This window comes from Crateriforma conspicua, assembly GCF_007752935.1.
Taxonomy (GTDB): domain Bacteria; phylum Planctomycetota; class Planctomycetia; order Pirellulales; family Pirellulaceae; genus Crateriforma; species Crateriforma conspicua.
On sequence record NZ_CP036319.1, the window covers coordinates 2,146,118 to 2,163,396 of the forward strand.

Annotated in this window: 17 protein-coding genes; 13 read left to right on the forward strand and 4 right to left on the reverse strand. The window is 54.9% G+C overall.

Going from position 1 to position 17,279, the window contains the following annotated elements:
* Window positions 1-205 precede the first annotated feature (205 nt).
* The 4 genes from Mal65_RS08265 (at window position 206) to Mal65_RS08280 (ending at window position 5,816) form a co-directional block, all read left to right on the forward strand.
* Window positions 206-817: an RNA polymerase sigma factor gene (locus tag Mal65_RS08265; protein WP_145295854.1), complete on the forward strand. Its 612-nt coding sequence runs from the start codon at window positions 206-208 to the stop codon at window positions 815-817.
* Window positions 818-925: 108 nt separating this feature from the next.
* On the forward strand, window positions 926-4,693 hold the full coding sequence (locus Mal65_RS08270; RefSeq protein ID WP_145295857.1) for a protein kinase domain-containing protein: 3,768 nt from the start codon (window positions 926-928) through the stop codon (window positions 4,691-4,693).
* Window positions 4,694-5,065: a 3-keto-alpha-glucoside-1,2-lyase-like domain-containing protein gene (locus Mal65_RS08275; protein ID WP_145295860.1), complete on the forward strand. Its 372-nt coding sequence runs from the start codon at window positions 4,694-4,696 to the stop codon at window positions 5,063-5,065.
* Complete coding sequence (locus tag Mal65_RS08280; RefSeq protein WP_145295863.1) at window positions 5,043-5,816, forward strand: hypothetical protein; 774 nt, start codon at window positions 5,043-5,045, stop codon at window positions 5,814-5,816. The genes Mal65_RS08275 and Mal65_RS08280 overlap by 23 nt, the downstream gene beginning before the upstream one ends.
* A gap of 163 nt (window positions 5,817-5,979) precedes the next feature.
* On the opposite strand, the gene Mal65_RS08285 is transcribed toward Mal65_RS08280, so the two are convergent.
* The gene (locus Mal65_RS08285) at window positions 5,980-6,534 is read right to left on the reverse strand and encodes a hypothetical protein (protein WP_145295867.1); all 555 of its coding nucleotides are present in this window, start codon (window positions 6,532-6,534) and stop codon (window positions 5,980-5,982) included.
* A gap of 624 nt (window positions 6,535-7,158) precedes the next feature.
* Here Mal65_RS08285 and Mal65_RS08290 point away from each other — a divergent pair.
* Window positions 7,159-7,731: a hypothetical protein gene (locus Mal65_RS08290; protein ID WP_165701149.1), complete on the forward strand. Its 573-nt coding sequence runs from the start codon at window positions 7,159-7,161 to the stop codon at window positions 7,729-7,731.
* Window positions 7,732-8,228: 497 nt separating this feature from the next.
* Window positions 8,229-8,546, forward strand: coding sequence for a hypothetical protein (locus tag Mal65_RS08295; protein ID WP_145295872.1), 318 nt, complete (start codon window positions 8,229-8,231; stop codon window positions 8,544-8,546).
* A 444-nt stretch (window positions 8,547-8,990) separates the two neighbouring features.
* Here the strand turns inward: Mal65_RS08295 and Mal65_RS08300 are convergent, their stop codons facing one another.
* Window positions 8,991-9,296 (reverse strand): hypothetical protein, encoded by a 306-nt coding sequence (locus Mal65_RS08300; RefSeq protein WP_145295877.1) that lies wholly within the window; start codon window positions 9,294-9,296, stop codon window positions 8,991-8,993.
* A gap of 603 nt (window positions 9,297-9,899) precedes the next feature.
* Between Mal65_RS08300 and Mal65_RS08305 the strand changes: the two genes are divergently transcribed.
* Both Mal65_RS08305 and Mal65_RS08310 read left to right on the forward strand, forming a co-directional pair.
* Complete coding sequence (locus tag Mal65_RS08305; RefSeq protein WP_145295880.1) at window positions 9,900-10,442, forward strand: hypothetical protein; 543 nt, start codon at window positions 9,900-9,902, stop codon at window positions 10,440-10,442.
* 109 nt (window positions 10,443-10,551) lie between these two features.
* Window positions 10,552-10,827, forward strand: coding sequence for a hypothetical protein (locus tag Mal65_RS08310; protein ID WP_145295883.1), 276 nt, complete (start codon window positions 10,552-10,554; stop codon window positions 10,825-10,827).
* 273 nt (window positions 10,828-11,100) lie between these two features.
* On the opposite strand, the gene Mal65_RS26390 is transcribed toward Mal65_RS08310, so the two are convergent.
* The gene (locus tag Mal65_RS26390) at window positions 11,101-12,078 is read right to left on the reverse strand and encodes a terminase gpA endonuclease subunit (RefSeq protein ID WP_165701150.1); all 978 of its coding nucleotides are present in this window, start codon (window positions 12,076-12,078) and stop codon (window positions 11,101-11,103) included.
* A 15-nt stretch (window positions 12,079-12,093) separates the two neighbouring features.
* Between Mal65_RS26390 and Mal65_RS26395 the strand changes: the two genes are divergently transcribed.
* Window positions 12,094-12,510 (forward strand): hypothetical protein, encoded by a 417-nt coding sequence (locus Mal65_RS26395; protein ID WP_231131323.1) that lies wholly within the window; start codon window positions 12,094-12,096, stop codon window positions 12,508-12,510.
* A gap of 159 nt (window positions 12,511-12,669) precedes the next feature.
* Window positions 12,670-12,987 (forward strand): hypothetical protein, encoded by a 318-nt coding sequence (locus Mal65_RS26400; RefSeq protein WP_165701152.1) that lies wholly within the window; start codon window positions 12,670-12,672, stop codon window positions 12,985-12,987.
* Between the two features lie 370 nt (window positions 12,988-13,357).
* Here the strand turns inward: Mal65_RS26400 and Mal65_RS08320 are convergent, their stop codons facing one another.
* Window positions 13,358-13,564, reverse strand: coding sequence for a hypothetical protein (locus Mal65_RS08320; RefSeq protein WP_165701153.1), 207 nt, complete (start codon window positions 13,562-13,564; stop codon window positions 13,358-13,360).
* A gap of 435 nt (window positions 13,565-13,999) precedes the next feature.
* Between Mal65_RS08320 and Mal65_RS08325 the strand changes: the two genes are divergently transcribed.
* The 3 genes from Mal65_RS08325 to Mal65_RS08335 are packed head-to-tail and all read left to right on the forward strand — an operon-like array spanning window position 14,000 to window position 17,189.
* On the forward strand, window positions 14,000-15,223 hold the full coding sequence (locus tag Mal65_RS08325) for a site-specific integrase (protein ID WP_145295028.1): 1,224 nt from the start codon (window positions 14,000-14,002) through the stop codon (window positions 15,221-15,223).
* A gap of 17 nt (window positions 15,224-15,240) precedes the next feature.
* The gene (locus Mal65_RS08330; protein ID WP_197137846.1) at window positions 15,241-16,191 is read left to right on the forward strand and encodes a tyrosine-type recombinase/integrase; all 951 of its coding nucleotides are present in this window, start codon (window positions 15,241-15,243) and stop codon (window positions 16,189-16,191) included.
* The gene (locus tag Mal65_RS08335; protein ID WP_145295023.1) at window positions 16,188-17,189 is read left to right on the forward strand and encodes a tyrosine-type recombinase/integrase; all 1,002 of its coding nucleotides are present in this window, start codon (window positions 16,188-16,190) and stop codon (window positions 17,187-17,189) included. Before Mal65_RS08330 ends, Mal65_RS08335 begins: the two co-directional genes overlap by 4 nt.
* The last annotated feature ends 90 nt before the right edge of the window (window positions 17,190-17,279 follow it).

Sequence of the window (17,279 nt, forward strand, 5' to 3'; positions counted from 1 at the left end):
GGCTCTGCCCAAAACGACATGCGATCAGTGGCGATTTGGGCGCGGCGGATGCATCGAACGCCCGATCAATCTCCTGGGTACCGGTAGACTTTCGGCTAGAATGCGATCATAAGCCGCGAAAACAATCACGGGGCGCCAGCCACAATGCACGGATTGAGCGGATTCACGAAGGGCCCAGGTCCAGCTAAGCCAGCCCAAACCCAACATGAATGAGACGTCGCTTAGTTTGCTGCACCGCCTTCAAGAGTCTTCCGAAACGGAGAGTTGGGATCGGCTCATAACATTGTACGCACCGCTCATTCGAGCATGGCTGCGGAAGTACGACGTTCAAGAGAGCGACGCGGACGATTTAGTACAAGAGGTGTTGCTGGCGGTATCGAAGGATCTCAGCAAGTTTGAGCATGGTGGGCAGCCGGGCGCTTTTCGGGGGTGGCTGAAGGGAATTCTGGTCAATCGGCTGCGAAATTTCTGGCGAGCACGAGATCGCCGTCGAGAGGCACGCGGTCATTCCGATATCGACGAGAGGTTGGCTGAGTTGGAGATTCCAACCAGTGAGTTGAGTCAGCTTTGGAACGAGGAGCACGACCGATACGTCTTGCGACAGCTACTCGAACTGGTCAAGCCTCATTTCGCCCCCAACACGTGGACGGCGTTCGATCGGGTCGCCCTCAAGGGGGAAAGGCCGCGTGATGTTGCAGCAGAAATGAAGATTTCGCTGAATGCCGTTGTGACGGCTAAGTCCAGAGTGCTAGGCAGGTTACGTCAAGAATCCCAAGGGCTTGTCGACTCATATTCGGGTTTTTCGGCCCGGCGCTAACATAAATGTGCGGCTGCGGCTCTTTCAAGATAGCCGCACGTCACTCGCGGACGGATCCGTCTGTGCCCGAGAGACGAATGCTGAAAATTTAACGATGGAGAGCCCCCGGTGCCTGAGCTAACAACCGTGCCTGAGCAAACAACCCACCCCAGCCCTACCGATTTACACGCTTTCGGACTTGGACAACTTCCTCCTGATGAAGCGACTGCTATCGAGAGACATATCAGCGAGTGTGAACCTTGCTGCGAGACCATTGCCGATCTTTCATCCGCTGACACGTTCATTGAGCTTCTGCAGAGCGCAGATCAGGAACCAAACGCTCAGACAGCGGATCACCAGTCGGGCACTACCAATCAGAGTTCGGCGGGCGTTCCCGAGCCGCTCGCTCAGCACCCGCGATACGAGATCATCGATCTGATCGGCAAAGGCGGCATGGGCGACGTCTACAAAGCTCGCCACCGGAAGATGGAACGGACGGTGGCGCTAAAGGTCATCAATCGCGGACTGGTTCGGAAAGCCGAAGCCGTGGATCGTTTCCATCGTGAAGTGAAGGCCGCCGCGCAACTGTCTCATCCCAACATTGTGACCGCCTATGACGCCGATCATGCCGGCGACTTTCACTTCATGGTGATGGAGTACGTCGACGGAGTCGATTTGTCTCAGACGGTCAAGAAGCGAGGAGCGTTGCCCGTCGCCGAAGCATGCGATTACATCCGGCAGGCAGCGATCGGGCTGCAACACGCTCACGAATGCGGCATGGTGCATCGCGATATCAAGCCTCACAACATGATGGTGACTGCGGATGGCACGATCAAGATTCTCGATTTCGGTCTAGCCTCACTCGCACCTGAAGCGATCCCAGCCTCCGACACTGTGGCAGTTCGATCTGACTTAACGGCAGCGGGCGCCCTCATGGGGACTCCCGATTTTATTTCGCCAGAACAGGCCACTGACGCCCGCAGCGTTGATATTCGAAGCGATATCTACAGTCTCGGCGCGACATTCTATTTTCTGTTGTCCGGCCGCCCGCTGTTCGCTGATGGAAGCGTGATGGAGAAACTGAAGGGGCACGCACAGTTCGAACCTGAGCCCCTGAATTCTCTACGCGATGATGTACCAACTGATCTCGCGATCATCATTTCAAAAATGATCGCCAAGGATCCGGAAGAGCGATTTCAAACGCCCGTGGAAGTGGCGGACGCCCTCTCAAAGTTCAAGGTTGCCGTCGCGGGAGGCGCAGTATCGGCGAGCACCGAGGTCGAAAAGGCCAAGCCTGCCTTCGCTGCTTTGACGCTTCGAAGAGTCCCTACATTGATAGCCTTGGCCATCGCGACAGTACTTGCTTTTGGACTGTTGAGCGTGAAGGGCTGCGGTGATCCTGCTCAGGAAACGCAGAATGCGTACACCGATCTCAGTTCGTATCTTCAAACGGGAAAGAAGACGAAGCATAACACCTACTCCGTAAATGCCCTGAACGTGCTGACCGACAGCAGCGAGGGTCGGAAGCTGCTGGCAAAAATCGATGCAGATTCAGAGGAGCTTTCCTTTGCCAACTTTGAAGATGCGGGAGCGAAACACGCCATCGACTGGGCCGCGGCACTCATTCACGACGACCGTGTAACTCCACGGCAACGTGAACTCACGGTGACGGTACAGCATGAGAGTGGGAGCTACGGACCAGTTGGGAGTGCGCCCAGTCAGTTTCATCTGGAGAGTGTCCGGATAGCGAAAGGTGGAGGTTTCTCCGGGCCTAAACTCGTGATCGGTTTTGCAGCATCGGATCGGGCCAAAGACCGACAGGTCGTGCAGGAGACATTTCAGCTGAAACCGGGAAAGCGTTACGAAGTGGACGTTGACCTCGTCGACGTGATTGACGGTTCGATTGACTGGATCGATCTATGGAGAAATGGAAAAGAAAAAGCCCCCGAGGTTCATTCCGGCGACGATCAACCAGCGACTGCCGCAGCATCGCCAAGCAAGCCCGAACTCAAAGTCACCAGCAAGACGGTCAACAAGGGCACGGCTGGACTACCGAGTCTGTACGACTGGAACTTCAAGGGCCGTGACCTCGGTGATTTGAAGGTCCGATTACTGCTCGCTCAGAACGGAAAGATCGAAGTTATGCAGGAATTTGATTTCGAAGAGATTCCGACCGAGTTCGCCAATACGGTTCGCCTAGAGGTGAGAAATGATGCGACAGGTGCGGACCGCAAGCGAAGGGTGAACGCCATTCTTTTTGTCGAATCTCCAGTCCCCTCGCGTAGTGCAACTGTCAATGAAGACAAAGGGCTCTCGATCAGCGTCGAAGCCCCGTTCAGTAACACAACTGAACTAGCCGATCTGGAACCGATCGACCCGGGGCAGACACAATTGCTGCTTGCCTTGAGCTACTGGAAAGGGGACATGACCCACGACCTCTCGATGGAGTCGATGACTGCAGCGACAAAGGACGGCAATGCCACCTTCCTGTTTGTCACGCTTGACTGGTCGCCCGCGAATCCGGACGTCACACAACTCCAGGGCGACTGGGAAACCTCGTCGGTCACCGAAAGCGGAGAACAGCTTGCCACTGAAAACGGCTTTGGCGGCCTCCTGCTCCAGATCAAGGGCAACAGGTTTGTTATCAAGGAAAGGACGCCCAACGGTGATATTTCCGACGTTGACACTGGTCGGATCGAGATCGGCAGCACAGCGACCCCCAAAACCATTGACTTCATTGACCGCGACCAACCCAATCAACGATCTCTGGGCATCTACGAACTCAACGACGGTGTGCTGCGAATTTGTCTGGTCGAGCAAGGCGGGACTGATTCCCCTGCGGGGGAACGCATCGCCGACTCGAAACCCGTCAAGCGTCCCACGACGTTTGATTCCCCAGGTGACAGCAACGTTATGTTCATGGAGTTCCGGCGCAAGCAACCGGACGAGAACGAGCAATCGACTCGTGATGTATTCGACACGACCTACATCAACAAAGACACGGTAGGTTTACTGGTTGCTCACCCACAGCGGATCCTCACTCGGAAATCAAAGGTGAAGGAAGGGTTTGACCAGATGTTCGCAAGAATCGCTGAGTCCGAGGGCCTCGATATCAGAAACCTTCGCCAGGTCGTCGCACAACTAGGCCCGCCTCCCCTAAGCAGCAGGACGATCAGAAACTTCTTTGATGAACAAATCTGGACGTTGATTCTTCGTTTCAATGACCCGGTCGACGTAACGTCATACATCGACAACCACGCGTCAGGATACACGCAAGCGGAGCACAAAGGCGAAACGTACTATCAACATGATGGCAGAATGGAGATGTGGTTTCCCGATGACCGAACTCTGGTCTGTGCCGCGGAACGGCGAATTCTGAGTCTTATTGACGAGCCTGAAGGGAAGGGACTGATGGCCGCGCGGCTGGGACGCGCTGACGCAGTAGACGACCTGCTGTTGGAGTTCGACGTTCGCAGTGCCGGGCCATTGCTGCTCGAATCGCTGCCAGCCGAGGCACAGGATCCGGAGGTGTACCCGGTCATCGAACAGGCCAGCGAGCAACTCAGAAGGATCACGCTGACCGCAAAGCAGACTTCGGATACGCCGATCCTCGCGCGATTCCAGGCAATCGATGCGGAGACCGCACGAGCGCTCCATGACCAAGCCTCGGTCTTGCTGGAAACAGCCAAACGTGGCTGGCCGAAGCTCAGAGAATCGATTCGTGAGCGTCCTGACGACGAAAACACAAAGCTGGCCAGTGCATTTGCCGACGAGGTCGATTCTCTGGTTCCCGCCATACGACTGACCGTCGACGAAGATCAGTTGTTGGTTCGAGTTGATGAAGAGGACGGCGTCGATCTCGTTGGTTTGCTCGTCTTCTTTATGCTGATTGACTGAATGCCATCAATCACCCAACGGGAGCATCAAACGAAGGTAAGGAGCGCTCCCGCGTGGAACGAAGTGCATATCGTTGCGAGAGGTGATCGCCTCACGCATTCCATCAACGGCGTTCAGATGAGCAAGGTCATCGACAAAAACCAAGCCTGCCGCGATCCAGGCCTCATCGCCATCGAACTTCATGCGGATGCCCCGATGACCGTCCAGGTGCGTCGTCTTCGTATCAGGACCGCGAGCACATTCGCGGCGACAAGGCCTGAAATACCCCGAATCAAGATGCTGAAGTACAACTTGACCTACAAACGATTGAAGATGAGCCGGGAGTGGTTGAGTTTAAAGCAAGCAGTAAGTGACTGCTGCCGATTCTCTTGACGAAATGTATGGAACGATGCTTGTTTTTACTTGGAACCTGAATCTACTGGCATCCCATACAGTGTTTAACCTGCTGCCCGGATTCCTCTTCTTGGCATTCATGTGGTGTGGCGTGCCGATTCTCGCCTGCGCTCTACTGGGGGCGAGAGTTGGTTGGGCACCGTTTCAATGGAGACGGATCGGCGGTGCCACACTGGGTGTGCTGATTGGAGCGGCAACGCTACCACCGGCCTCATTTCTCTCAGTCTGGTTGGCAGCCCAAATCGATTTGCCGCCCATGCTTCCGAGACTGATTGCGTTCATCGCTGGAGGATGTTTGGCCAGTTCGTGGGTTGCCTACGTCGTCGCCCGAATCGGACGGCCCGCGGCTCAAGTGCCGACGATCGAAATGCTAAACGAAAACTGCGAAAAGCTTGAACGGATCATCCGCGGAAGGGTGTCTGAAGGTGGGCTGGAAGTTGGTGCTAAATCGGACGCCGGCGCCATACAAGCGGCTGGAATCCTGACGCATGATCAAGCTATTCGCCTAGAAGAGATTCGCCGAAAGCGGAACGCCCTTCGGCAATCCAGAACAGTCCTCCATGAGGACGTGGCTTTCTGGGTCGGCAAGTCCAAAGAGTTGCTTGATGAACTCGACAAGCAATCCAAAAAGGCACGTCACCAGACGACTTCGCATCGTGAATTAGACGGCAATGCACGCGAAGACGAAAACCCCTATAAACCCCCGGCGGCGGGTGCTTCATCCCATTAACTGATGTACCGCGCCCTAGCGACTCGTCACTTGAGCGATCGTAACTGTTTCGTTCCGCGGAAGTGTTTTTCTTCCTCGACGCGTGCTTTAGAGTGTGAAGGTGATGGCAGACCCTCGTCCGCAGCTGATTGAGAAGACAGCATCGCGACAATCAGTGAGCTACCTAAACGGCATCGGTACACGATCGCGACCGAAAGATCAGAATTGCGACTAAGGCGCCTATCATGCCGCCAACGATCGCCGCAAAGTAGTGGATCAAACCGATGAACTGACTGTTGTCGTCAAGGAACGAGTAACCTACCAGGACGGAGGCGACGAACCGTCCTCCATACCAACCCGGCAGCATGGCAAGCAAAGCGAACGGAATGATCGCGACGCGCTGAAGCGAAAACTCGTCAGCAGTTGCGTCATTGTCCTGCGATCCAACTCTCGCAAGATGCGCACGGGAAGATGCGTGGATCCCACCGCCGATTGCCGAACCAAAATACGCCATTCCAATCAAACCGCCGATCAGTCGCGAGTGATCATCCGTCAGACTTCCAGTCAGGTATATCAGTGCCAGGAGCGATGCAGAAGCCAGGACGGCACCCACAGCGGCCCCAATCAAGCAGCGCGCTCCAGACTTCAACACGATCAGACACAGGATCACCATGGGAATTCCCAATTGGATCCAGCTCATCAGGTCGTGCCATTGGATGACTGCAAAGGCAGGAGCCATCGCTGCCGTCAGCGCGAGCAGACCAGTGATCGTAAATTGCGGCTGCGGTTTCAGTGGTGTCTCGATCTGTGGCGTCTCGATCTTTTTGTGAAACGTCTTCCCAGTGAGTTGGCACCGAGCTCAAAATCAAAGTTGCTCGCCGCAGTTCGGGCAAAAATTGTGCACCCGAAATGACTTCATGCGGACCCTATGTCCACAGGCCGGACAAGGACGTCCCTTGCCTTTAAGACTCCACACGATCTCTTCGATGACGTAAGCAAAGCCCACGGTGCAAGCCAACACCAACCCAACATTCCAGGGAACGGTTCCCTTCGCGAAATTCTGCAAACAGCCGTACGCGATTGCAAGCAGGATCGGAGCGACGGCGTGTTTCCATTTGCGATATCGCAACCACATGTTCTTCACTACGTCTCAACCCTTTTTCGGATAGGAAACGGACAAACGGCGGGCTTTTCGGTCGCTTCGTCCAATCGTACGAAGCACTTGCTAAACTCGCTCGCTATTCTAAATCCCGTTTCATTTATACTGTGAAGCGACTTCAGATTTGATTGTCCGAAGATGGAGCGCCCGGCAACCCGCGGCAATGAGCCATACCCCGACGTCAACTGTCCTTTGGAGATCTTGATGAGAACCACTCACGCAATCATGTTCCTCGTCTTTGTCTGTTGGGTCAGTGGCAGAACGCATGCCAACGAGACCTGGGAAGACCATCCTCCGTGGCTAGGAACTTGGCACGCCAATCCTGAAGTCTCACGAATTCTGGGGTTCACACAAGAAGCACCTGTTGAAAGAAAAGAACTGCAGATCGAGTTCTTCGTGTCCCGAGATGCTGCAATCGCGGTGGCCGGAAAGGAAATTATCCAGCGAGTGGAATCCACGTTCTCGGAGCGGATGGGCGGCAGGCATCAGATCATTGCAGCGGGTCGTTGGAAAGAGGAAGAAAAGTTCACGGTCGACTCCATGTGTTTTGTGACTCAGATTCAGGGCGCCAGATTTCTGTGGTTCGGTGACCCAAGCGTTAGCTTCAACGGTGCTGAAGTCAGCTTTGTTCGCGGAGTGGATCCAGAGCATGATTTGCTCGTACTTGATTCGCACATGCCCAGCTTTATCAAGCGACGGTTACCTCGCACGAAACAGACGGCAAGCCCCGTCAAGGCGGTCGGTTACCAGCGACAAACCCCCGAGGCAGAGAAGTAGTCGAGGCCGCCTCTTAGGAGACTGAGATTTTTCCTAGCCCGGTCGGCGCTCGCGAACCTTGCCACAACGTCTGTTTATCTCGCATTTAGTTGAACGTTACACCCACCATCATCGCAGAAAACCTGTTGTCCGACATCGACAAGCGTCTGGCTTCCGAGTTCCGCGTGAGGCAGCGGTTCTCCTACAAACTTGTTGGGACGAGAGACACCCTGCCGAGATGCATACAAAGACTTGCAAAGAAGTCGACGCATACGAATACAGCCGCTAGCATCTTTATGCTCAGCTTCTGGATCATGCGCTGGGTGACGAAGCGATGCACAACAAATTGTCGGATCCCTTATCGTAGTGGATGATCACTCTCGGCAACCGCGCGATCTCCAACACTATCCAAAGCGAGGCCCCCATTGAGATACTCTACGCGAACACTGCTGCTGGGAGTACTTGCGGTAGCTTTGCTTCTCACGGGCGTTCGTTGGACACAATGGAGAAGCCGGTGGATGGGTGTTCGCAAAGACCTTCGAAACTGGGCGAACAGTATCGATCGCACTGATGGAAAAATCGAGCTATACACAAGAATGAACACTCACTTTGACCCAGAGGAAGGATTTACGGGCACGCACAACTTCACTGTGTTGACAGGCGAGCCAGTGAAGATCAAACATACTGATGGTACTACTGGCTGGACAACGAGGCCGGGCTTGCCTGAAGACCCAAGTCGATTTTTTGTTGTACCTCCCGGCATCTGGGTAGATGACATCGACGATGTCGTGACCGTTTGGGACCACCATTACAACGCGGGCTCTTATGAACCCTAGCAAGCCAGTAGAGGGCAGTTTAAGGCTTTGACCTCGCGACCAATTTTAACTGGACAACCAACTCTCGGGCCAGGTCAGAGGTCATGGCGCGGGCGTTGAGCCGGTCATTGTCGCACGCGTCACGCGTTTCCCTAGGTAGCGGCGATTGCATCGGCGACGTGCACTTCGCACGATCGCTTCGCTGCAGTTAGCGCGAAACGTCGTATCAGAATCTTGGGAGCCTGTAGCGAGAATGAAGGAGAACAACTGACCGCCGGCGGGCGAAAGAAGGTCAGATTGCTTTACGCATCCCAATCCTAGATAATTCTCTAAGTACGGACAACCAAAACTGAGGCATTTCCAAGCTCCGGCTTGTCTCTCGATGCGACGGTGTTGACGACTCATCTGACTCTATCATTCCAGGACTTCGCATTGTCGGATAGACGCTCGTGTTTCCTGCGACTTTCAGCGCCCCGTAGACTCTTGTTTCCAGCCAATTTTCAGACAGGAGAATTTTCCAATGTACTTGTTCGCTTTGAAAGGCAGATAGAACATGAGTGACGAACGATCAACCGCGACCGAATGCGCAATCGTCGCCGGAACAGCCTTCAGCTGTTCTTGTGCTGCGTTCGCGCTGTCCGCCATTCTTTTGACTCCGATCATTGGAGGCTTTTTGCAGTCGATAGCCGCGCCGCCGCTTATCCAGCAGGGAACAGTTCTTTTCTTGCTGTTCGGACTCCCAATCGTTGCTGCAATCAAGGGAATTGACATTGGCGCTCGGCTACTTGGTCAGGGGCCTGAGGGGCATCCCACAGGTTAGTGGCGGATCACAGTTGCGAACCAACGCATGCAACGGCGTTTTGACCAACTCGACAGCAACGAGGACGGCGTAATCGACGAGGGCGAATGGCAGGAACTCCGAACGCGTGCCGGGGCATTTGGCAGACGACCCGAGAACTGACGGCCTGATCCCGATCCTTGACGCCGTGCTTGTAGAGATCCAGCACTCCCGAGAAGGTGTGCCAACGCACGCTCGCTGCGCCAGCGCCGTCAAAGATTTCAAGGCTAGTGAACCATCCGTTAGCAAGCTCGAAGTCCGCCAAAGTTCATGCGAGTGGATGCATCGACACGTGCGAGTTCGCTGAAACGGTTCGACGCAGTCCTCTTCAAAATGCCGGACCGGATCGAGAGGGGTTCGTGGCCAAGTCGTCTAACCTGCGGAGGCCTGCCGAGGTATCGAGATAGAGATCCAATATCTGAACTTGCAACGAGAACGAAATGGAACACTGAAAGGTCGAACCGAAACAGTTGCGTTGGCGAACCGTGTCCACTCAAATCGAAACACGATTATCGTAAGCCACGGAGACATACGAGATGCTGCGGATGCCAAGCTACACAACGATTGTGTTGCTGCTGATAGTCCTCGCGGGCTGCGGCAAGCCAGAGCCCCCAATCGATGTAGGACAACCGTTAACGGATCCCGCTGAATCCCCGGCAAAGCCGGATACAGCGGCAGCGAAGAACGGTTCACTAAAGGAGAGCCAAACGCTGAAACAAGCAATGGTAGATGTGACGATGGAATTGATGAAGGAGAAGCAGCCGGACATCGGCATCGATGCTGTTCGTGAACAGGTAGTGAAAGGGATCACTCAGATTCGAGAAGACGTGCCTGGATTCTTGATGGTTTCTATCGACGAAGAAACCGACTTGCAATCAGGCGCGCAAAGCGAAAACGCCGGGAAGAGAATCGCCGAGGCAGAGGCCTTTCTGAACGAAGTCGGAATCCAAGCTGGTGGACTGGCCGCATCGCTAATTGCAAAGCACAAAGCCGGGGACCTGTCTCCCGTTTACACGGAATTGCTTGCCCAGTTAATAGTAGCTGACAAAACAAAGGCGGAAAAATCGCTTAGCAAGTAGCAAACTGAGTGAATTCGAGCAGGTATTCCGAGTCATTGATGTGTTGCGCGATCACAGTGTGTTGGTTGGCCAACTTGAGTTTTCAGTCGTTTCTAAGCGAGGCACCGAAATGGCAATCACGCTGAGTAAAATTGCAGCGCTGTGCTTGGCAATCGTCTACACCTCGATCTCGGTCTTCATGGCAGGCTTCTTCGCTATCCCAGGAATGATGACCTTGCTGGTCCCGCCACTCGGGCTCATTTGGTTTGCGCAAGACCTCAGCGAGTTTACTGGATACGTTGGGAAGGGAGGCACGATCGATCAGTCCTCGCCTGAGTTTCTGATCGCGGCGTTTGGATGGCTAGTATTGCTTGGTTTACCGATCTACATGTACTACTCCAGTTGATGCCAAACCGAGACGAACCCAAGTTTTGGTTCGCACGCTACTTTTTGAGGCGTGACCGTTATACCGATTCGGATTCTGAGGGTGCGGAATTAGGGGCTTGTGGTGAGCCTATAAGGGGTCATTTTTTGTAACATCGGATGCATCGACCGCTAGCTTGAAGCCTCCGGCCGAAATCGCATCGGTGTCGCTGGCACAGAGACACCACCGCTCCGAAACCGCTGTCGCAAGAGGATACGGAAGCCATCGATCGGAGACGCTTTCAGCTTATTGTGACTAGCTTCTTTTCTTTCGTTGAAGATCCCTGAAACTCACTCGCTCGATTTTCGGCGGCGCGGGAACATCTGTGCCAAAAAGAAGTGCGCCCTGCATCGATGCTGCAACGGCAGAGCCGACGAGACAATCAAGCCAGTGGTTGTCCGGCTGCTCTGGTCTGGCTTTCCATTCGTCCACTGTCCGGCCGCGACCTTCGGTCCGTACGAAGTATTCGGCCGTGACCTGTTCGGCGAACATGCGATGTTGGTCCGGTCGATCGCCGAAGATCGAAAGGCAACCACGATCGCCCATCGCAACGGCGAGACGTGCATGCGTGAACGACTTCCACCAATTGGTGTCGTAGATTACGTGCCGAATTGCTCGCTTGCCGTTGATCGACGGCACTCGCCAATTCAAGCCCACGCGGTCACCCGGCCGGCGTTTGTATTCGCTGAAGGGGTTGGATGAGGCGCCGACGAATCTGCCGTGCGAGGGTAATAGGACGGAGGCATGGGGGCTTTGCCGGCAGAACTGATAAACCACGTTCGTCGAATGCCCCCAGTTGGCGTCGATCAAACACCGGCCAATCTTCATCGCCGCGCCGTCGTCGCGTTGCCATTCTTGCCCGAGCAAGTCTTGTGTCAACGTTTCGAGGCCGGCGTAGATGCTACCTTCGAGTCCGGTACCTTCGGCGGCACCAGCCAGCATGTGACGAGCATCGCGGAGCGTGAAGTAGTTGCGTTTTTGGTCTGGGTAGGTGCCGTAGTCCACAACATAGCCGGTGAAGTCGTCGTCCCACGCGGCGACCACATAGAAGAGCAACTTCCCCTGGACGTCGATGAACGCGGTGAGGTGGTTGCCCGAGATCGGGACGCGTTGTCGTGACAGATTATTGATCTTGGCAGCGACCTGTTCGGCGGTGAGTTGGTCGGCGCCGACAGTTTCTTCGGGGAGCGGTTCGTTTTGGTACTCGGCGAAGAACGCGGACTCGTCCTGCAACTTCAGATTCATCGCGTGTTGGATGGCCGACAATTCATCGTGGTTGAACCGTTCGGCCCACGACACGTCCGCGCCGGCATCCATCGCTTCACGGTTCCGCCGATAGAAATCAGTGCCAGCAGCGCCACCATCGCCAGCACGCAATCCTTCAGCGCGGATTTCGGCGTAGCGAAGCCACAACTCCTCATTGGTCGGAAACGAATTCACCATTCGAGTGCGTTCGCCGTTCCATTCCGGGTGGAGGTCACGGCTAAGGATGTTGTCGGCCATGTCCCCGGGGCGGATGACCGTGCAAGGCATGATGCCAGAGATCTTCTTACCCGGGCCGGCCAGTCCGAGCACCGCGCCGGCGAGGATGGCTTCGCGGTTGGCACATTGCGAAAGCGAACGAGCGGATTCGTCGGTTTGCGGATCGTCGAGGACGACAAGTGATGGCCTGACCGTCTTTCCGTCGGGCCGTTTGAATTTCATGCCGCGGATGCGACCGGTCAGGCCGGCGACTTTGATGATCGCGCCGCCGGCTTTGCTGCCTGCGACGGACGGCAGGACGATCTCTTTCGCCGTCCAGCCGATCTGCGTGCGTTTGCCAGCGTGAAGTTGTCCGTTGGCTCGGTTGGCAATGCCGTCCAGGGCTTGGATGGGGAAACAGACTTCGGGGTAATCGGCGGCGAGCACGTCGTTGCAATCGAGTTCGGTTTTGATCGAGTCGAGCATGTCGCAAGCGTGCCCTTCGTCACTTCCGATCAAGCAAACGAAGTCGCGGTAGCCGTTGAGCACTGCCCAGATGCAGGCGACTTCGGCGAGGGACGATTTGCCGGAGCCGCGAGCCATCGCCAGCGAGAACAAACCACCGCGAACCACAGCTTCCTCGATCTTCGCGATGACCTTCAAGTGGTCCGGAGACCATGAAAGGTGAAACGTCAAACCGAAATAGGCTTCGCAAAAAAAGCGAAACGAACTGGCGGCTTTCGCTTTGCGTTCCGGGTTCTCGACCGCAGGTAATTCGCCAATATCACGGCCGGCTTGAGCGATCGCGGCGTTACGGGCTCGCGCTCGCTCCTTCGCTTTCGCGTACGGATCATCGTCCGCCTTGGGCTTCGGAGAATGACGCTTTTCGTGAAGCCAATCGGCGTAGCGGAGCAGATCGACATGCCGGCCGTCTCCGATGCGATTGCCAGCTTCGATTCGATGCCGGTGTAATTGCCGCTCGTTGATGACGGCGCCAAGCGGCGTTGAATTTAGCAGCCGACAACATTCGCTCGGTCGAAGTTTCCTTGGATCAATCGCCACGGCCTGCCTCCTTCAGCATCCATGCGGTGTAGGTCAACACGTTCAAGAGGCCTTCGGCATCGGTCGGTGCACCGGCGTCGATATCCGTTTGGACTTCGGCCGCATCGACCTTCCGCCGGCGAAGTTTTGTGAACAACGCGGCGGTCTGTTCGGCCGTCATCGCGTTCGGGTTGAGTTCGTCTTTTGGGCCTTCCATGGCGACCAGAGTCTCCGATGCTTGGGTGTGTATGCGAAGTCGCCTCACGCCGGCGACTGTCGCGTTTGGATGCATGCTCGCGGTCAGTGGCCGTATGTATCGGCGGGCCACGTCGGGCCGAAAGTGGCCGCGCGTGCGGGTGAAAAGAAGGCTGCGAATTCCTTGAACATTACTGCCGGACTTCGCTTGAGGTGTCTCGAAAACGCTGGCTCATGTGTGTCAACGAAACAAATTCTTCACCCCTTCGGAGACACACGCCATGCACGCCAACGACATCGCCTTCGGTATCGATTATGCGGAGTTCGGGATTATGCAGAGTTGGTCGGTTATGCACCGAAAAACGTTGATTTTTCAAGTTTGTGAGTCCGCATAACAATCTGCCAACCCGCGGGTCACATTGATCTGCTCGCACCCTGATTTGTGGAGTTGGTAATTATGTTGAGCTTCTATTTTCGCGATCCCAAGCGGCTTGCCGCGATGGAAAGCAATCACCTGTCGGCGTTCCTCAACGAGGCTGCCGTGTACTTCCATGCCCAAGGTTACTTCTTCAAGTACGCACGAGCATCATTGGGTTACTCCGCCGCATTTGGCGACTGGCTAAAATGTCAGAGAGTTAAGATCGATTCAATCTCTGACGACCATGTCGTGCAGTTTTTCGATTCAGTCTCTCCGGACGCAAACAGTCCGCGGAGAAAGCGTGCGGTTTCGGCTGTCAACAACGTTCTCTCGTTGGTCCGGAAGAAGCATCCGCCAAGACTTTCATCCAGCTTTGCTGAGAAGGAGGTTGAACGTTTCTCTGAGTTCCTCCGAACTGAGCGAGGTTTAGCGCGCGGGACGGTCGAACATCACCAACGAGGATTGTTGTTGTTCTTTAGAAGCATGTTTGGCAATTGCCAAATTTCGATGAAGCGACTGTCAGCCGAAAGTGTTCACAAATATGTGACAGGCTTGCCGCATCGAAGTCAGCAGCGGAATTGCTGTGCGGCATTGCGAGCCTACTTTCGATTTCTCCGCATGAATGGGATCTGCACCAGCAACTTACAACAGTGTTTACCGGTCGTCCGCAGCAATCGAATGGCGTTGTCGCCGAAATGGCTGGGTGATGGCGATGCTGCAAAGCTGCTACAAGCGGTTGACCGATCCACCAAGATTGGTAGGCGAAATTATGCCGCGATTCTTTGCATGATGGACTTAGGAGTACGGGTCGGCGATGTAGCTGTGCTTCGATTGGATGACATTGATTGGACCCATGGGACGATTCGGATTTCAAACCACAAGCGCGGCAGACCTTATGACTTACCATTGCCGGATCGAACAGGTGTTGCCATCGCCGATTATCTGCGAAAGGGTCGCCCCGCAACTCCGCACCGCAATGTGTTCTTGCGTCACACGCATCCAATTGGTCAGCCTGCATCGGCAGCATCTCTGAAGCGGATGGTTTCAGTTGCATGGAAACGAGCTGGGTTTACCGGACCGAATCGTGGCACCCACATTCTCCGTCACACGATGGCGACATGTTTGAAGCATGAGGGACAAAGCTTGAAGTCAATCGCAGATGTGCTTGGGCACCATTCCTTGCAAACGACAACCCTGTATGCACAGGTCGATTTACCAGCGCTTCGTCGTGTAGCAGGTGAGTGGCCGGAGGTGACAGTATGAGCAAGAAAACACTCGCGATGTCTTCACTCGTCGAACGATACATTGCTTACCGACGCTCGCTGGGGTATCGAATTCACTCAGAGGCGTACTTGTTGAGGTCATTCGGTCAGTACGCCGACAATCACGCTGCGGGGAGGCCACTTACGGTCGAAGTCGCGCTTCAGTGGGCGACCAATTGCAAAGGAAAGAAGCGAATTTACCATGCGAAACGATTGGATGTCGTCCGGTCGCTGGCCCGCTACCTCGCAGTCTTTGACGATCGTACCGAAATCCCGATGCGCGGTCTGCTGGGTAGAAGTTATGATCGTATCCCACCATACATCTTTGCCCCGGCAGAGATATCGCTGTTGTTGGGCACGTGCCTGACGTACGCTCCGTCTTTCAAACGTGATCCAATGACGGGTCTGAGAAACGCCACCGTCATCGGGCTTTTGGCGTGCACCGGAATGCGAATCGGCGAAGTGTTGGCACTGAAGAATGAGCACGTGGATCTCGATGAGGGGGTCTTGAGGGTTTGCCACAGCAAAAACCTGCCGATGCGTCTCGTTCCGGTGTCCGACTCGGCGCGAATCAGCTTGTTGAACTATCGCATCGCGAGGGATCGACAGTTCGGCAATGCGGATCAAGCTGACCCATTCATCCGATCACCTCGCGGTGGGCACCTGCCTTACACAACAATGCGATGCGCGTTCGATCAACTGCTGAAGCGAGCGAATCTGAATCCTGAAAACGGACGTAAACCTCGCTTGCACGATCTGCGACACACCTTCGCGTGCAATCATCTTCTCAGAGCATACCAAGAAGATTGCAACATTGATGACGCAGTCCATGAGTTGTCGGTCTATCTGGGGCACGCAACGCTGACCTCAACGTACTGGTATCTCAGTTCCGTACCGATCTTGATGCAGCAGTGCTCTAAACGGAGCGAATCGTCGATCAAACGCGCTAGACTGGGAGGCGAGTCATGAAAAAATCTGGACCCGATATCCCACGTCATCTGCAGCATTTTCTCGGTGAGCATTTAGTGCAGGACCGTGGCTGTAGTCTCAACACGGTACATTCATACCGCGATGCTCTGTGCGCCTTCTTGACTTACCTTCAACATAAGAAAAACCTTGCGCCGCGAGCGATCACCGCAAGCGATTTCTCCGCGGAGAATGTTGTGGCGTTTCTCAGCCACCTGCAGCGGACTAAGAAATGCAGCGACTCAACTCGCAACCAACGCTTGTCGGCAATTCGTGCCTTCGCGAGGTACCTTCGTTGGAAGGAACCACTTATCTCAAGTGATATGGAGAGCATCCTCGCCATTCCATCAAAACGGACATCGCGGCAAGTGCTCGGCTTTCTGGACCGCGATGAAATGGAAGCTATCTTGGATGCGCCGGACGCAAACACCTGGAGCGGAAAGCGTGATCGAGCTCTGCTTGCAATGATGTACAACACGGGGGCACGGGTCTCCGAAGTCGTGAGTGCCATAGTGTCGGATGTGACGTTGAAACCAAGTGGAACGTTTCGGTTTCAAGGCAAAGGTCGAAAAGAGCGGCTGTTACCTCTTTGGAAATCAACATCAAAGACGCTTGGCCAGTGGATCAAGGGAACTGGGCTGCGACCATCGCAACCGCTGTTTCCCAACGCTCGAGGCGCGATGATGACACGCTCGGGGGTGGAAAAGCGACTGAAGCAGGCGATTATTCGAGCAACTTCAGCCCGTCCATCACTCGTGCAAAAGCGGATTTCGCCGCATACGTTACGTCACACGACAGCCATGCATCTTCTTCAATCCGGCGTCGACATTACGCTGATCGCAATGTGGCTCGGTCACGAAAGTATCGAAACAACGCACCTCTACATTACAGCGAACCTTGAACTTAAAGAGGCGACGCTCGCCGCTCTCCAGCCGGTCAAGAACAGCTCGATGCGATTTCAGCCGGACGATGAACTGCTGAAATTTCTGAAATCGTTGTAGATTCGCGACCATGGGATTATGCGGAGTGCAGGGCGAGTCGCCGATCAAGAAAGGTAGCTATTCATGATGCCAAACAGCGTGACAGACTTC

Coding starts and splice junctions, on each gene's coding strand:
- Mal65_RS08265 (WP_145295854.1), top strand. CDS start 206: ATGAATGAGACGTCGCTTAGTTTGCTGCACCGCCTTCAAGAGTCTTCC.
- Mal65_RS08275 (WP_145295860.1), top strand. CDS start 4,694: ATGCCATCAATCACCCAACGGGAGCATCAAACGAAGGTAAGGAGCGCT.
- Mal65_RS08285 (WP_145295867.1), bottom strand. CDS start 6,534: ATGGCTCCTGCCTTTGCAGTCATCCAATGGCACGACCTGATGAGCTGG.
- Mal65_RS08290 (WP_165701149.1), top strand. CDS start 7,159: ATGAGAACCACTCACGCAATCATGTTCCTCGTCTTTGTCTGTTGGGTC.
- Mal65_RS08295 (WP_145295872.1), top strand. CDS start 8,229: ATGGGTGTTCGCAAAGACCTTCGAAACTGGGCGAACAGTATCGATCGC.
- Mal65_RS08300 (WP_145295877.1), bottom strand. CDS start 9,296: ATGTCAATTCCCTTGATTGCAGCAACGATTGGGAGTCCGAACAGCAAG.
- Mal65_RS08305 (WP_145295880.1), top strand. CDS start 9,900: ATGCTGCGGATGCCAAGCTACACAACGATTGTGTTGCTGCTGATAGTC.
- Mal65_RS08310 (WP_145295883.1), top strand. CDS start 10,552: ATGGCAATCACGCTGAGTAAAATTGCAGCGCTGTGCTTGGCAATCGTC.
- Mal65_RS08320 (WP_165701153.1), bottom strand. CDS start 13,564: ATGGAAGGCCCAAAAGACGAACTCAACCCGAACGCGATGACGGCCGAA.
- Mal65_RS08325 (WP_145295028.1), top strand. CDS start 14,000: ATGTTGAGCTTCTATTTTCGCGATCCCAAGCGGCTTGCCGCGATGGAA.
- Mal65_RS08330 (WP_197137846.1), top strand. CDS start 15,241: ATGTCTTCACTCGTCGAACGATACATTGCTTACCGACGCTCGCTGGGG.
- Mal65_RS08335 (WP_145295023.1), top strand. CDS start 16,188: ATGAAAAAATCTGGACCCGATATCCCACGTCATCTGCAGCATTTTCTC.